This window comes from Chordicoccus furentiruminis (genome assembly GCF_019355395.1).
GTDB classification, from domain to species: Bacteria; Bacillota; Clostridia; order Lachnospirales; family Lachnospiraceae; genus Chordicoccus; species Chordicoccus furentiruminis.
Genome location: NZ_CP048829.1, coordinates 3,144,518 through 3,159,811 on the forward strand (window position 1 = coordinate 3,144,518; position 15,294 = coordinate 3,159,811).

The window sequence follows — 15,294 nt, forward strand, 5'->3', positions numbered from 1 at the left end:
GCGGCTCTTTCTGATCTTTGTCTTCAGGCGGCTCTCAGGTTCCTGCTGACCTTCCCGCTGACCACGGATTAAGCTTTTTTAAGTTCACAGACAGATGCGGCGTAACAGAGTATAATGAAAGCCATATGACGATAAAGCGGCTTGCGGTTCCGCGCGCCGGGAGAGACATAAGGAGAGACTATGGAGAAGAAATGGGTGGCGCTGATCACGGCGCTGGTGCTGGCCGCCGGACTTACGGCATGCGGTTCAAAGGACGAGAAGGCGGTCCCCGTTCAGTCGGTGGCGATGCTGGCCGGCCTTACGGACGCGATGCAGGCGCAGCGGTTTGCAGGCGTCGTGAGCGCGGGCAAAGAGCAGTCCATCAAGAAGGACAGCGGGCGCAAGGTGGCGAAGGTCAACGTGAAGAAGGGGGATGTGGTGAAGGCCGGAGACGTCCTTTTCACCTATGACGCGGATTCCGCCAAAAACTCTCTGGATAAGGCGAAGCTTGAGCTCGAGGAGCTCCGGAACACGCTGACCTCGAAGCAGGAGGAGATCAATCAGCTCAAGAAGGACAAGACCAAGGCGTCCGCCAACAACCAGCTGGACTATACGCTGAAGATTCAGGAGGCGGAGACGGATGTCCGTGAGACCCAGTACAACATCGGGCTGAAACAGAAGGAGATTCAGGCCTACGAGGCCCAGACGAAGGATCTCGATGTGACGGCGCCTTTTGCCGGACGGATCGAATACGCCGGCGAGGCGGACACCTCGATCGCCTCGGCGGACGCGTTCGGAAACGATACCGCAAGCGACGCCGGAGACGCCGGGGACATCACGGCTGACACCTCCGGTACCGGGGCGGACGGAGACAGCTCCGGCGCCTTCATCAAGCTCATCGAGATTGACAATTACCGCATCAAGGGCACTTTCAACGAGCAGAACCGGAGCGACATCGCCAAGGGGCAGATCATGAAGATCTATTCCCGTGTGGACTCTTCCCAGACCTGGAGCGGAGAAGTTTCGGAGGTGATCACGACCAGCACGGCCAGCACCTCGAGCGACAACCAGATCATGATGGACACCGGGACCAATGATCCGTCTGTAACGTCCTCGAAATACACCTTCTATGTGACGCTCGACGACCTGGACGGACTGATGATCGGCCAGCATGTCTATATGACCGTGGATGACGGCACCATTGAGGACGGGAAGATCCGCCTCTCCTCCGGCTATATCAATGACGCGGATTCCTCGCCATGGGTCTGGGCCGAGGGCAAAAACGGGACGCTCGCGAAGAAGAACGTGAAGCTCGGCGATTATGACAGCGGGAAGGACACGTATGTGATCGAGAGCGGTCTCACGGAAAACGACTATATCGCCTATCCTTCCGATTCCTATTCGGAGGGGATGACCGTCACGGAGAACGACGAGAGCTCCTTCAATACCGGATCCGACGCGGAGGGTCTGGCGGACATGAGCGGCGTTGACTTCACATCGGAGATCGAGACAGTAGGAGACGGGATCGATGCCGTGGATGAGGGAAATGCAGATGCCGCGGATGAAGGAGATGCAGACGATGGCGCAGACGCAGGGGCTGTGATCGGCGGCGTGGACGCCGGGGAAGGAGCCGTCGGATGATCCTTCAGATGACCGATATCTGCAAAGACTATCCCATGGGAAGGGATTCGGTGCTTCATGTGCTGAAGCATATCAATTTCTCGGTGGATGAGGGCGAATATCTCGCGATTATGGGACCTTCCGGATCGGGCAAGTCCACGCTGATGAATCTGATCGGATGTCTCGACGTGCCGACGAGCGGAACCTATCTGCTGAACGGACAGGATATCGGCTCCTGCACGGACAACCAGCTGGCCGAAATCCGGAACCGGGAGATCGGTTTTGTCTTTCAGTCCTTTCACCTGATCCCGAAGATGAACGCCATCGACAATGTGGCACTTCCGCTTCTTTACGGCAACGTCCGGAAGGAAGAACGGAGAAGCCGCGCGAAGGAGGCGCTGAAAATCGTGGGACTCGAGGAGCGGATGACGTTCATGCCGGATCAGCTGTCCGGAGGGCAGTGTCAGCGCGTGGCGATCGCCCGCGCGATTGTCGGCCATCCCCGCCTCCTTCTCGCGGACGAGCCGACCGGCGCCCTCGATTCCACGTCGGGCGCGCAGGTGATGGAGCTTTTTCACCGGCTCCACGAAAGCGGATCGACGATCATCATGATCACGCATGACGCGCATATCGCTGAGCACGCCGAGACGGTCTATAAGATTTTCGACGGCGTGCTGTCCGGAGGTGACAGAAAAGGTGAATAAACTGGCCAAAAGGATTCTGGTGGGGACGCTGGTGGGCGCCCTTTCGTGCGGCGGCGTCTACGGCGGGCTGATCGTCTACCGAAACACGAACGCGGCGGACGTATCCGTCTACAGCATCTCGGATATTCTCACCAATTCCTACATATCAAATGACTCGGAGAACACGGTGTACGGAACGGTTTCCTCGGACAGGATGCAGAGCGTCTTTCTCTCCCAGACCCAGAAGGTCCGGGAGGTCCGGGTGGCGACCGGGGATCATGTCAAAAAGGGCGATGTGCTGATGACCTTCGACACGACGCTGAGCCAGATTCAGATTGAGAAGGCGGAGAACGACCTCGCCCAGCAGATGCTGTCGCTGAAAAGGATGAGCGCCGATCTCGCGCGGCTCAGGACGCTTTCGCCCTCTTCCGGAGAGGGAAGCGGAGACGGTGGAGCCGGAGAGGGCGGAGACGAATCCGAACCGACTGAGTCCGAACGAGAGGAAAGCTACACACCAGAAACGGTTACGCCCCATCTGATGAGCGGATCCGGCACGATGGACGATCCCTACGTCTATCTCTGGGGGTCGAACGACGTGCTCTCAAACCATATGCTGCTCCGTCTGATGGCAGGCGCGCAGGAAGTGAACGACGCGGCCGCTGCCTCGCAGGGCGTGACGACGCTGCCCGGTAATACAGCGGAAAACGGAAACGTGCCGCAGGATAATCCGGAAAACGGAAATGCGGCGGGCAGCGCGGATCCGAACGGTCAGACGGACGCGGCCGGCGACGGTCAGTCGATCCTCAACGAGGGATATACGGATGACGACACAGTGGATGCTGAGGCCGCGGACAACGGAGAGGTCACGGACGGCGATGCCAATACCGTGAGCACGCCTCAGCCGGAAGCGGGTACGGCAGATTCCGGTACGCTTTCCTCCTTCATCATTCATGCCCAGATCCCGCGTTTCTCTGAAGCTTATCCGGATGACGATGCGGGAACAGGCGTTGTGGACAACGGAACCGGTGAGACGGATCACAATCAGGCCGGTCCGGATGAAGTCCAGACGGCAGACGGCGGTGAAAGTACCGCGCAGGACCCCGAGACGGCGGGCCGGGAGAGCACGGCCAGCGGCACATCCTCCACCGGCGTCAGTCTCGATACGCTGCCGGCTGGCTGCTATGTCACGCTGGAGGTTCACAAAGACGATGCGGTCGAGGCTCCGCTCATCACCTCCTACCATCTTCACCTTTACCGGAGCGGCGCCGATGTTTCGGCCCAGCTCTACAACCCGGAAGCGGCTGCGTCCGAATCCGAAACGGCTCAGGCATCGGAGGCGGAGGCCCCGGCTGAGGACGGAGGAGGCGGGTACGACGCCGGCGGGGACGCGGGAGGCGGCGATGAGGGGGCCGCTTCACCGGTTTCGCCGCTGCTCACCGACAGCGGATCGGACAGCACGGTTCAGATCTACCAGTCCGATATCGACTGGACGGCTTCCTATACGGCCAGGGAGCTGCAGGAGATGATCGCCCAGAAGACGAAGGATGTACGGGATCTGACGATCACGGTGAAAAAGGCGCAGATCAGCCTGAAGGAGATGAAGTCCGAGATCAGCGACGGCAATGTCCGGGCGAAATTCGACGGCGTCGTCAAGACGGTCCGGGACGCGGACGAGGCGCAGCAGGACAATACGGCGGTGATCGTCCTCTCCGGCGGCGGAGGCTATTATGTGACAGTCCCGGTCAGTGAGCTGGATCTGGATCAGATGAAGGAAGGACTGCAGGTGACAGTCCAGAACTCGGATCAGACCGCGGAGTACGGCGGAACGGTGAAAACGGTCTCGGAGTACCCGGTCAGTTCAACCGACGCCTTCAGCAGCGGCAACCCGTTCGTCTCGTATTATCCGGCGAAGATTCAGCTGGAATCGGACGCGGAGATGCAGGATAATGACTATGTGATGGTGACGATGAGCAGCAGCGGCGAGGCGCTGACCGGCATCTACCTCGACAAGATGTTTGTGCGGTCTGAGGACGGCCAGCGGTACGTCTATCTGAGGGACAGCGAAGGACGGCTGAAGAAGCAGAGTGTCGTCACGGGCAAAACCGTGATGGGTACCTTCCTTCAGATCAAGAGCGGACTTTCAACGAAGGACTGGATCGCCTTCCCATACGGCGCGGACGTGAAGGAGGGCGCAAAGACCTCCGAGGCGGGCTACGCGGATCTCTACAGCAGCTGACGGAGGAACGGAAGCAATGGGTGAAAATATATCGCAGGCATTTCAGGGAATCTGGGCGCACAAGATGCGTTCCTTCCTGACGATGCTCGGCATCATCATCGGCATCGCCTCCATCATCTCGATTGTCTCCACGATCAAGGGAACCAACGACCAGATCAAGGAGAGTCTGATCGGCGCGGGCAACAACGTGGTGAAGGTGACACTCAAGCAGGACAGCGCGGATTACGAGATGGATTACTCGGGCCTTCCGGCGGGCGTGACGGCGATCTCGGAGCGGACACGCGCGCGTCTCGATAAGCTTCCGGGCGTGAAGGAGGTCTCTCTTTACCGTTCCCGCTCCTACAGCCAGAACGTTTACTACCAGAACACCGCCTTCAACGGCGCGCTGTACGGTGTTGACAGCCACTATTTCTCGGTCAATGACTTCGAGATCAACTACGGACGGGGCTTCACGGATTTCGACGCGAGGACGTTTCACAAGGCCTGCATCGTTGACTCCGACGCGGCCTCCACACTGTTCAACGGAGAAAATCCCATCGGGAAGACGATCGAGATCTCGACGGACGCCTATGTGGTTATCGGCGTCTGCAGCGAACGGAACCAGACGACGCCGAATATCAGCAGCGTGCAGGACTACTACAACTACAGCTCGGACACCAGCGGGGCGATCTACATCCCGATCGACGACTGGGGGATCGCGTTCCGGTACGACGAGCCGCAGAATGCCATCGTCCGGGCGGATTCGACCGACCTGATGACGAAGGCAGGCAAGGCAGTTGCCGATTCGCTGACGGAAAGCCAGATTTCCTCCGGATCAAAACTGAAGTACAAGGCAGAGGATCTTCTGAAGAAGGCATCCGACATGCAGAAGCTCTCGAACACGACCAATCGTCAGCTGATCTGGATCGCGGGCATCTCTCTTTTAGTAGGCGGCATCGGCGTCATGAACATCATGCTGGTGTCTGTCACAGAGCGGACGAAGGAGATCGGACTCAAGAAGGCGATCGGTGCGAAGCGGAAACGGATTCTCGCGCAGTTTCTGACAGAAGCGGCGGTACTGACCTCGCTCGGCGGACTGATCGGCGTCGCAGCAGGGATCATCCTGTCCCAGGTACTGGCGAACGTGATGGGCACCCGATCGTCGGTGAGCATACCGGCGTGCATCATCGCGGTTGCCTTTTCAATGGGGATCGGCATCATTTTCGGACTGCTTCCGGCTGTCAAGGCCTCGAAGCTCAACCCGATCGACGCGCTGCGGAGCGAGTAAAACGGCACATGAGGAGGGGCGGAGCCGCGGCTCCGGAACAGTATGAAGATTCGATTGGAGAACCTGACAAAAGTATACCCGTCAGGCGGACGGCGGAACCGGTCGGAGGTGACAGCCGTAAGCCGTCTCAGCTATGAGATTCCGGACGGAGAGCTGGTGGGGCTTCTGGGTCCTTCCGGCTGCGGAAAGAGCACGACGCTGAATCTGATCTGCGGGCTGGAGAAGCCGACGGAGGGGAGGATCTTCTTCGGTGAAGAGGACGTGACGGACCTGCCGGCGGAAAAAAGAGGCGTCGGCATGGTATTTCAGAGCTACGCGCTCTATCCCCATCTGACCGTGCATGACAACATTGTCTTTCCGCTTGAGAACCGGAAAGGGGCGGACAGGCTGACGAAGGAGCAGATGGAGGAGAAGGCGCTGGAAGTGGCCCGGCTCGTGCAGATCGAGGATCTGATGGACCGGAAGCCGGGCGAGATGTCCGGGGGTCAGCAGCAGCGGGTCGCGATCGCCCGCGCGCTGGTGAAGCGCCCGCGCGTGCTGCTTCTCGACGAACCGCTGTCGAATCTGGATGCCAGGCTCCGTCTGAGGACAAGGGAGGAGATCCGCCGGATTCAGCGTGAGACCGGCATCACGACGGTCTTCGTCACGCATGATCAGGAGGAGGCGATGAGCATCTGTGACCAGATCCTCGTGATGAACGCCGGCGTCATGCAGCAGTCGGGGAGGCCGCAGGACGTCTACGATCATCCCCGGAACCTCTTCGTCGCCCGGTTTCTCGGAAATCCCGCCATCAATGTCTTTGAGGGCAGACTGGAGAAAGGCACTGTCCTGCTGGGAAAGGATGCCATCGGCCGGATGGAAGGAGTCCCCGATCAGGATCTCTGGGTCGGGATCCGTCCGGAAGGCTTTGTCCCGGATCCGGAGGGTCCGCTTCGCTGCCGGATGAAGGCCGTGGAGGTGATGGGACGCGATACGACGATTCTCGCCTCTCATGATGCTGCGCCGGGCCAGACGATCCGGGCGATCGTGGACTCGGATGTCCGCCCGGACGGGGAAGCGGACGGCGTGCATTTCCGGATCAAGCCGCATAAATGCTTCCTTTTTTCAAAGGAAACAGAGGAAGCTGTCGGACCGGCGGAAGATGGGCGGGGGGAGAAGAGAGAATGAAGAGATGGAAACCCTGGCTGTATCTCCTTCCGGCGCTGCTTTTTCTGGCGGTTTTTCTCGTCTATCCGCTGATCGACGTCTGCGTCTACTCGCTTCAGGAGGGGTACAATTCGGCCTCGCAGCAGTCATTCGGGACGGGGCTGTACAACTTTGCCTATGTGCTCCGGGACCCCTATTTCCTTCAGGCACTGCGCAATACGTTTCTGCTTGTCGTGATCACGGTGCCTCTCTCGACCATGCTTGCGCTGCTTCTGGCGATGGGGCTCCGCTCGATCAGGCCGCTTCGGGAGCTGTTTCAGACGATTTTCTTCCTTCCTTATGTGACGAACACGCTGGCGGTGGGGCTCGTCTTCATGATCCTCTTCAAGAAGACAGCCTACACCGACGGCCTGGTCAATCTGATCATCCGGTGGTTCGGCGGACCGTCCGTTGACTTTATCGATGGGCCTTATGCCGCGCGGATGTTCGTGATGTGCTTCTATACGATCTGGGTCGTGCTTCCGTTCAAGGTTCTGATTCTGACCAGCGCGCTGGCTTCGGTGAATCCGGATTACTACAAGGCAGCGCGTGTGGACGGTACCTCCGCCTTCCGGACATTCCGGAAGATCACGCTCCCGATGATATCGCCGATGCTGTTTTATCTCGTGATAACGGGATTTATCGGCGCTTTCAAGGCATACAGCGACGAGGTGGCGATCTTCGGAACCAATCTGAACGCGGCGGGGATGAATACGATCGTCGGCTATGTGTACGACATGCTCTACGGCGACGGAGGAGGTTATCCTTCCTATGCGTCGGCGGCGGCCCTTATTCTTTTCGCAATCATTCTGACGATCACCTGCATCAATCTGACGGTGAGCAGGAAGGCGGTGTATCATGGCTGACTACGGACGGACCGGCCGTGCCGGGTCGGGGGCTAAGCGCGCGGCTGTCTATGCGCTCCTTTCCCTGTGGGCGCTCGTTGTACTTTTTCCGTTCTACTGGATGATTCTCACCTCGGTGAAGAGCTACAGCTCCTATAACTCGGAATCCATACCGAAGCTGTACGCCGCTTCCCCGACGCTTAAGAATTACGCAGACGCCTTCTCACAGGTGCCGCTGGCACGCTATCTTCTGAATACGGTATTGTTCGCCGGCGTCACGACGGCGCTGATGATGGCTGTCAGTGTGCTGGCGGCTTTCGCATTCGCCCGACTCGAATTTCGCGGGAAGAATCTGCTTTTCACCTGCTTTCTTGCGCTGATGATGATTCCGAACGAGCTTGTGATGATCACGAACTATGTGACGGTCACGGATCTGGGTCTTCGCAACTCTTTCCCGGGACTCATTCTTCCGTCGGTCACATCCGTGTTCTATATCTATCTTCTGAAGGAAAATTTTGAGCAGGTGCCGGATGAGCTCTACAGGGTTTCGAAGGTTGACGGCACGTCGGATTTCCGCTATCTGACCCGGGTGCTGCTTCCGATCTGCAGGCCGACGGTCGTCACGATCCTGATCCTCAAGATCATCGAGTGCTGGAATTCCTATATCTGGCCCAGGCTGATCACCGACGACAAGGCGTATTTCCTTGTATCCAACGGAATTCAGGAGATCCGGGAGAACGGTTTCGGAAGAGAGAACATTCCGGCCATGATGGCGGCGGTCGTCGTCATCTCCGTGCCTCTGATTGTGTTGTTTCTGCTTTTCCACAGGCAGATCATGGAAGGCGTCTCGAGAGGAGGCACGAAGGGATGAGACACGGAAGGCGGATGACGGCGGCTTTTATCGCCGCAGCGCTTGCGGCAGGCACGCTGTCGCTGACCGGCTGTCACGGCGCAAAAATCACGGGGAAATTTGAAGTGCCTGCGGAGCTTGACACGAAGAGGGAGAGAACGGTTACCTTCTGGGCGAAGAACGACACCAACAAAGCGCAGACCGATGTCTACAATCAGGCGATCCGGGATTTTGAAGCCCTTTATCCGTCGATTCATGTGCGGATGAAGCTGTATACCGATTACGGCAGGATCTACAATGACGTCATCACCAATATCCCGACCGGAACCACGCCGGATGTCTGCATCACCTATCCGGACCATATCGCGACCTATCTGACCGGAACGAATGTGGTGGTGCCGCTTGATGAACTGATGGAGGATCCGTCCTACGGGCTCGGCGGATCGGACCTTCTCTTTGACGGGGCGAAAAAGGATGAGATCATCCGCGCCTTTCTCAATGAGTGCCGTCTCGACGGGGCCTGCTATGCGCTGCCGTTCATGCGTTCCACCGAAGCCTGCTATGTGAATCAGACGTATGTGGAAAAGCTGGGATTCACGCTTCCGGAGACACTGACCTGGGATTTTATCTGGAAGGTTTCCGAGGCCGCGATGGAGAAGAACCGGGACGGAACATACAAGGTCAACGGTCAGAAGGTGATGATCCCGTTCATCTACAAGTCGACCGACAACATGATGATCCAGATGCTCCGGCAGAAGGAAGCCGGCTATTCAACGGACGAAGGAAAGGTTGAGCTCTTCAACGGCACGACGGAGGATCTTCTGATGCGGATCGGAAAGTACGTAAAGTCCGGCGTCTTTTCGACATTCAAAGTCTCCGGCTATCCGGCCAATTTTCTGAATGCGGGGCAGTGCATTTTCGCCGTGGATTCCACGGCCGGTTCGACCTGGATGGGTAGCGGCGCGCCGCTGATGGATATCGCATCAGACAAGGTTGTCCGGTTTCAGACGGCAGTCCGGTCTGTGCCGCAGTACGATCCGGATAAGCCGCAGATGATTTCCCAGGGACCGTCGATCTGTCTGTTCAATCACAGCGATCCGCAGGATGTGCTGGCCGGCTGGCTGTTCGCCCAGTTTCTTCTGACGGATAAGGTTCAGATCGCCTACGCCAAAACGGAAGGCTACGTGCCCGTCACCGAGGGCGCCAGAGCGAGCCGTGCGTATCAGACCTATCTGAAAGAGGCCGGGCAGGACGGAAAAGAGCACTACGCGGTCAAGATGGAAGCGACGAAGCTTTTGCTTGAACACACGGATGACACGTTCACGACGCCGGTCTTCAACGGCTCCGCCTCCCTCCGCGACGCGGCCGGCCAGACAATCGAGGAAGTGACCAAGGCGGCGAGGAGGAGGACGAAGATCAGCCGGTCTTTCGTGAAGAGCGTGTTCGGGAAGGTGAAGAAGCTGGACCATCTGGATCAGATCCGCGAAACGGACGAGCGGGAGGAAAAGCAGGATCTCGGACCGATGCCGGCCGCTTCGAAGGCACTGCTGTGTACGCTGGCGGCTGTCTGGATGCTTCTGATCGGATTCTGGATCGCCGAGAGGCACCGCACACGGAGAGTGGGGAAGTGACCGTCCCGGTGACGCAGAGCTGTCAACAGATTGTTGCGAAACTGTGAACAACGTGTTATAGTTCGGCTTATGAAACTATTATGAAAGGCGGGGCCGGCCGCGTCCGTTCGCGGCGGCCCGCCGGAAGAAAGGGAGCAGATATTTATGAAGAAGAAAGTCGTTATGCTGCTTGTCTCAGCGATGGTGATCGGGCTCGCCGGATGCGGAGCGTCTGAGTCCGGATCGGGCAAGACAGCCACAAGCGGAACGGTTTCGTCCGGTACGGCGGCATCAGGCGCCGCTGCGTCGGCGTCGTCCGTTTCCGTGACATCCGGGACCGCATCCTCCAGCACGGCATCATCGTCACCGGCGGCGGCATCGAGCGCGGCGGAAACGCCGGCAGCGAGCAGCACAGCCTCCAGCACGGCATCATCGGCCCCGGCGGCGGTATCGAGCGCGGCGGAAGCGCCGGCAGCGAGCAGCACAGCCTCCAGCACGGCATCATCGGCCCCGGCGGCGGCATCGAGTGCGGCGGAAGCGCCGGCGGCGAGCACAGTGTCCAGCACGGTATCGAGCGCACCGGCGGCGGCATCGAGCGCGGCGGAAGCGCCGGCAGCGAGCAGCACATCCTCCAGCACGGCATCATCGGCCCCGGCGGCGGCATCGAGCGCGGCGGAAACGCCGGCAGCGAGCAGCACAGCCTCCAGCACGGCATCATCGGCACCGGCGGCGGCATCGAGTGCGGCGGAAGCGCCGGCGGCGAGCACAGCGTCCAGCACGGTATCGAGCGCACCGGCAGCGGCATCGAGCGCGGCGGAAGCGCCGGCAGCGAGCAGCACAGCCTCCAGCACGGTATCATCGGCGCCGGCGGCCGCGTCGAGCGCGGCGGAAGCGCCGGCGGCGAGCACAGCGTCCAGCACGGCATCATCGGCCCCGGCAGCGGTTTCGAGCGCGGTGGAAGCACCAGCGGCGAGCACAGCGTCCAGCACGGTATCGAGTGCACCGGCGGCCGCGTCGAGCGCGGCGGAAGTGCCGGCGGCGAGCACAGCGTCCAGCACGGCATCATCCGCACCGGCGGCCGTCTCCGGAGCGGAGACCGTTTCGGGTGCGGAATCCGCAGAGTCCGGAGCGGAAGCCGTTTTCCCGGCTGAGCCGATGACCTATGCGCAGTATCAGGCTGCCGCGGTCAATGATCCGGTCACGGTGGAAACCTATGTACAGGCGAAACAGTCCTGGTATGAGGACAAGGCATCCGTCTACGCCCAGAGCAGGGACGGGGCATACTTCCTGTATGATATGGCCTGCTCCGAGGACGATTACGACAAGCTGACAGTGGGCCAGAAGATCCGCGTTTCCGGCTACAAGGCAGAATGGTCTGGCGAAGTGGAGATTCAGGACGCGACCTTCGAGATCGAGGACGGCAGCTATGTCGCGCCGGTCACGGATGTCACGGACCAGCTCGGCAAAGACAGCCTTCAGGACTACATGAACCAGTATGTTTCCTTCAAGGGCATGACCATCGAGGCGAGAAAGGACGCTGACGGCAAGGAGGTACCGTTCCTCTACAATTATGACGGTTCCGGTACGGAAGGCGACGATCTCTACTTCAACGCCTCGCGTGACGGCAAGACCTATACCTTCACCATTGAATCCTACCTCACGGACAAGGATTCAGACGTCTACAAAGCGGTGAAGAACCTCAAGATCGGCGATACCGTCGACATGGAGGGCTTCCTTTACTGGTATGAGGGCGCCAACCCGCACATCACATCCATCAAGGCCGCGTCCTCTGACTCTTCCGCGGCGGAGACGGTGGAGTCCGCTGCATCCTCAGCCGCTTCCTCGCTCTCATAAGCGGGCATAAGGCGGCGCAGGCTGCAGACCATAATGAAAAGAAGACCGTCCGGGTAAACCGGGCGGTCTTCTTTAAGAAAATGCGATCAGAACCGAGATACAGCAGAATTTCCGGAGCCTGCCTTCTCTGTCCGGGATTCCGGACGGAATGTCACAGCAAAAGCGGACCGGATCACCGCCGTCAACATGACAGCCAGTGATCCGGTCCGCTTTATCCGTCGGGGCAGCGAGATTCGAACTCGCGACCTCACGGCCCCCAGCCGTGCGCGCTACCAAGCTACGCCATACCCCGTACCTGATAAACTATACACAATACGCCTCAAAAATGCAAGAGAGAAATCTCTGGCGGTTTTCACGGCGTCAAGCTGTTTTTGCCTTTTGTCGGACGATCTATGATATACTGAAAAAGGTTCCGCGCGTTTGAACGCGCCAGTGCGTTTACTTTGGAAGGAGGATACAGTATGGGAATGGGAGGTGTGCTGCTGCTCATCGTGGCAGTCCTTGTCATCTGGGCGGTCATCGCGAATGTCCGCATCGTGCCGCAGGGGCAGGCATATGTCATCGAGAGCTTCGGACGGTTCAAGGCGGTCTGGGAGGCGGGGCTTCACCTGAAGATTCCTTTCTTCGAGCGGATCGTCAGAAAGGTCTCGCTCAAGGAGCAGGTGCTTGATTTTCCGCCGCAGCCGGTCATCACGAAGGACAATGTCACCATGAAGATCGACTCGGTGGTCTTCGCGAGAGTATTTGATCCGCGTCTGTATACCTACGGCGTGGAAAGCCCGATATCGGGTCTTCAGAATCTTTCCGCGACGACGCTCCGCAACATCATCGGCGAGATGGAACTGGATCAGACGCTGACCAGCCGCGATGAGATCAACGGCAAGCTCCAGGCGATTCTCGATGAAGCGACGGATCCCTGGGGCATCAAGGTGACGCGTGTGGAGATCAAGAACATTACGCCGCCGAAGGAAATCGAAGAGGTCATGACAAAACAGATGCGCGCCGAGCGCGAGCGCCGTCAGACCGTGCTTGAGGCTCAGGCGCATCAGGAAGCGGTCGTTTCCAGGGCGGAGGGCGACAAGAAGGCGAAGATCCTTTCCGCTGAGGCGGAGAGGGACGCGCAGATCGCGCTGGCGGAAGGCCGGGCGAAGTCCATCGAACTGGTTTACGAAGCGGAGGCGGAAGGTCTCCGGAAACTGAAGGAGGCCAATATTTCCGAACAGGTCCTGAAGCTGAAAGGTCTGGAGGCGCTGAAGGATGTCTCGGACGGGCGCGCGACCAAAATCTACATGCCGTCCGATCTGGCTTCCATCATCTCGACACTCGGAGTGGCCGGAGAGGCACTGGGCGTCGGCGATGCAACGCCGGTCAGCCGCAGTGCGAAGCCGGTTCCTCCGATGCCCGTCGATCCCTGCATCAGCGAGGAGACCGGCAGGGGCGGACGGGAAGCGGCGGCGGCTTCCGCGGCAATCAACGCTTCCGTGATGGGGGATGAGTACCGCGCGGACGACGAGGATGCGGTGAATCCGAAGGACCGCTGACCTGAAACGGACTTCCGTTCACAGGATTTTCAGCCTCATTTTATTTACAATCCGGGCGTGATCGTGCATAATTGACTGTCAGAGTCCGAAAAGTGAGTTTGATGCGCCGCGGGATCGGACCCGCGGCGCAGGTTTTCTCTGAAGGACGATTCAGACGACAAGGAGAAGAGACGATGAAGCGAATCAACGTATGGAATACCTATGACCTTGCGATGCAGAAGGCGTGCGACCGTTTTGCGGGCGAGTACATGCATTTTCTGGATCACGGAAAGACCGAGCGCGAGTGCGTCGATCAGTTTGTGGCTGCAGCGGAGGCCGACGGGTACGAGGAACTTTCGAAGATTGTAAGAGAAGGCCGGGCCGTGAAGCCCGGAGACAAGGTCTACGCAGTCTGGATGAACAAGTCCATCGTTCTTTTTCATATCGGAAACGGGCGGATCAGCGAAGGCATGAATATTCTGGGCGCGCACATCGATTCTCCGCGTCTTGACGTCAAGCAGAACCCGCTCTACGAAAACGGCGGGATCGCCTATCTCGATACCCACTATTACGGCGGCATCAAGAAATACCAGTACGTGGCGCAGCCGCTGGCGCTGCATGGTGTCGTGGTGAAGAAGAACGGCGAGACCGTAGAGCTGTCGATCGGAGAGGACGAGGATGAGCCGGTGTTCTTCGTCTCAGATCTTCTGATTCATCTGGCCGGAGAGCAGATGAAGAAGGAGGCGTCGAAGGTGATCGAGGGAGAGAATCTTGATCTGGTGATCGGTTCCAGTCCGGTCCGCATCGATGCGTCCTCGACGGCCGGGAGCCAGGGCAAGGAGCCGGCGAAGGAAGACGCCGTGAAGCAGGCCGTTCTTTCGATCTTAAACGAGCGTTTCGGCATCACCGAGGAGGATTTCATCTCGGCGGAGCTGGAAATCGTTCCCGCCGGCAAGGCAAGGGAAGCCGGCCTTGACCGGAGCATGATCCTTTCCTACGGGCAGGACGACCGTGTATGCGCGTATCCGTCCTTCCGGGCCATGCTGGGCGGCGATACGCCGCGCCGCACATCCTGCTGTCTGCTGGTTGACAAGGAAGAAATCGGTTCGGTCGGTGCGACGGGCATGCATTCCCGTTTCTTTGAAAATGCACTCGCCGAACTGCTTGACCGGATGGGCGAAAGCGGTGAGCTGATCCTTCGGCGGACGCTGGAGAACAGCTGCATGCTTTCCTCGGACGTGAGCGCCGCGTTCGATCCGATCTATGCCGAGGCGTTCGAGAAGAAAAACGCGGCGATTCTCGGCGAAGGCATCGTCTTCAACAAGTTCACCGGTTCCCGCGGGAAGAGCGGGTCCAACGACGCGAACGCGGAGTATATCGCCCATCTGCGCGGGATTTTTGACGAGGCGGATATCCGCACGCAGACTGCGGAACTCGGTAAAGTGGATGTGGGCGGAGGCGGCACGATCGCTTATATTCTCGCTCTCTACGGCATGAACGTGATCGACAGCGGCGTCGCGGTACTGAACATGCACGCCCCCTATGAAGCGACAAGCAAAGCGGACGTCTACGAGGCGTACCGCGCCTACCGCACGTTTCTTGAGAAGGCCGGTTTCGTGAACTTCTGACGGGGGAGACGGAAGGA

General features: G+C 59.1%; 11 protein-coding genes and 1 tRNA gene. 11 read left to right on the plus strand and 1 reads right to left on the minus strand.

Annotated elements, in window-relative coordinates:
* The first annotated feature begins 180 nt into the window (after positions 1-180).
* The 9 genes from G4C92_RS14345 (at position 181) to G4C92_RS14385 (ending at position 12,129) form a co-directional block, all read left to right on the plus strand.
* The gene (locus tag G4C92_RS14345; RefSeq protein WP_274940499.1) at positions 181-1,620 is read left to right on the plus strand and encodes an efflux RND transporter periplasmic adaptor subunit; all 1,440 of its coding nucleotides are present in this window, start codon (positions 181-183) and stop codon (positions 1,618-1,620) included.
* Positions 1,617-2,303 carry an ABC transporter ATP-binding protein gene (locus G4C92_RS14350; protein ID WP_274940500.1) on the plus strand — a complete coding sequence of 229 codons (687 nt, stop codon included), beginning with the start codon at positions 1,617-1,619 and terminating at the stop codon, positions 2,301-2,303. The genes G4C92_RS14345 and G4C92_RS14350 overlap by 4 nt, the downstream gene beginning before the upstream one ends.
* Positions 2,296-4,518, plus strand: a complete 2,223-nt coding sequence (locus G4C92_RS14355) for an HlyD family efflux transporter periplasmic adaptor subunit (RefSeq protein ID WP_274940501.1) — start codon at positions 2,296-2,298, stop codon at positions 4,516-4,518. The genes G4C92_RS14350 and G4C92_RS14355 overlap by 8 nt, the downstream gene beginning before the upstream one ends.
* Positions 4,519-4,534: 16 nt before the next feature.
* Positions 4,535-5,785: an ABC transporter permease gene (locus G4C92_RS14360; protein WP_274940502.1), complete on the plus strand. Its 1,251-nt coding sequence runs from the start codon at positions 4,535-4,537 to the stop codon at positions 5,783-5,785.
* A gap of 42 nt (positions 5,786-5,827) precedes the next feature.
* Positions 5,828-6,952: an ABC transporter ATP-binding protein gene (locus G4C92_RS14365; RefSeq protein ID WP_274940503.1), complete on the plus strand. Its 1,125-nt coding sequence runs from the start codon at positions 5,828-5,830 to the stop codon at positions 6,950-6,952.
* Positions 6,949-7,836, plus strand: a complete 888-nt coding sequence (locus G4C92_RS14370) for a carbohydrate ABC transporter permease (RefSeq protein WP_274940504.1) — start codon at positions 6,949-6,951, stop codon at positions 7,834-7,836. The genes G4C92_RS14365 and G4C92_RS14370 overlap by 4 nt, the downstream gene beginning before the upstream one ends.
* Positions 7,829-8,686 (plus strand): carbohydrate ABC transporter permease, encoded by an 858-nt coding sequence (locus tag G4C92_RS14375; RefSeq protein ID WP_274940505.1) that lies wholly within the window; start codon positions 7,829-7,831, stop codon positions 8,684-8,686. The genes G4C92_RS14370 and G4C92_RS14375 overlap by 8 nt, the downstream gene beginning before the upstream one ends.
* A complete protein-coding gene (locus tag G4C92_RS14380; RefSeq protein WP_274940506.1) occupies positions 8,683-10,296 on the plus strand; it encodes an ABC transporter substrate-binding protein in 1,614 nt (537 codons plus the stop codon). The genes G4C92_RS14375 and G4C92_RS14380 overlap by 4 nt, the downstream gene beginning before the upstream one ends.
* Before the next feature lie 1,134 nt (positions 10,297-11,430).
* A complete protein-coding gene (locus G4C92_RS14385; protein ID WP_274940507.1) occupies positions 11,431-12,129 on the plus strand; it encodes a hypothetical protein in 699 nt (232 codons plus the stop codon).
* Positions 12,130-12,347: 218 nt separating this feature from the next.
* On the opposite strand, the gene G4C92_RS14390 is transcribed toward G4C92_RS14385, so the two are convergent.
* Positions 12,348-12,421: transfer RNA gene (locus tag G4C92_RS14390), tRNA-Pro, on the minus strand.
* Positions 12,422-12,590: 169 nt separating this feature from the next.
* Between G4C92_RS14390 and G4C92_RS14395 the strand changes: the two genes are divergently transcribed.
* The gene (locus G4C92_RS14395) at positions 12,591-13,670 is read left to right on the plus strand and encodes an SPFH domain-containing protein (protein WP_274940508.1); all 1,080 of its coding nucleotides are present in this window, start codon (positions 12,591-12,593) and stop codon (positions 13,668-13,670) included.
* Positions 13,671-13,843: 173 nt separating this feature from the next.
* Positions 13,844-15,277 (plus strand): aminopeptidase, encoded by a 1,434-nt coding sequence (locus G4C92_RS14400; protein ID WP_274940509.1) that lies wholly within the window; start codon positions 13,844-13,846, stop codon positions 15,275-15,277.
* Positions 15,278-15,294: the final 17 nt, after the last annotated feature.

Bases quoted from the DNA above. Each gene is read 5' to 3' on its own strand.
- G4C92_RS14345 (WP_274940499.1), top strand. From the start codon at position 181: ATGGAGAAGAAATGGGTGGCGCTGATCACGGCGCTGGTGCTGGCCGCC.
- G4C92_RS14350 (WP_274940500.1), top strand. From the start codon at position 1,617: ATGATCCTTCAGATGACCGATATCTGCAAAGACTATCCCATGGGAAGG.
- G4C92_RS14360 (WP_274940502.1), top strand. From the start codon at position 4,535: ATGGGTGAAAATATATCGCAGGCATTTCAGGGAATCTGGGCGCACAAG.
- G4C92_RS14365 (WP_274940503.1), top strand. From the start codon at position 5,828: ATGAAGATTCGATTGGAGAACCTGACAAAAGTATACCCGTCAGGCGGA.
- G4C92_RS14370 (WP_274940504.1), top strand. From the start codon at position 6,949: ATGAAGAGATGGAAACCCTGGCTGTATCTCCTTCCGGCGCTGCTTTTT.
- G4C92_RS14375 (WP_274940505.1), top strand. From the start codon at position 7,829: ATGGCTGACTACGGACGGACCGGCCGTGCCGGGTCGGGGGCTAAGCGC.
- G4C92_RS14380 (WP_274940506.1), top strand. From the start codon at position 8,683: ATGAGACACGGAAGGCGGATGACGGCGGCTTTTATCGCCGCAGCGCTT.
- G4C92_RS14385 (WP_274940507.1), top strand. From the start codon at position 11,431: ATGACCTATGCGCAGTATCAGGCTGCCGCGGTCAATGATCCGGTCACG.
- G4C92_RS14395 (WP_274940508.1), top strand. From the start codon at position 12,591: ATGGGAATGGGAGGTGTGCTGCTGCTCATCGTGGCAGTCCTTGTCATC.
- G4C92_RS14400 (WP_274940509.1), top strand. From the start codon at position 13,844: ATGAAGCGAATCAACGTATGGAATACCTATGACCTTGCGATGCAGAAG.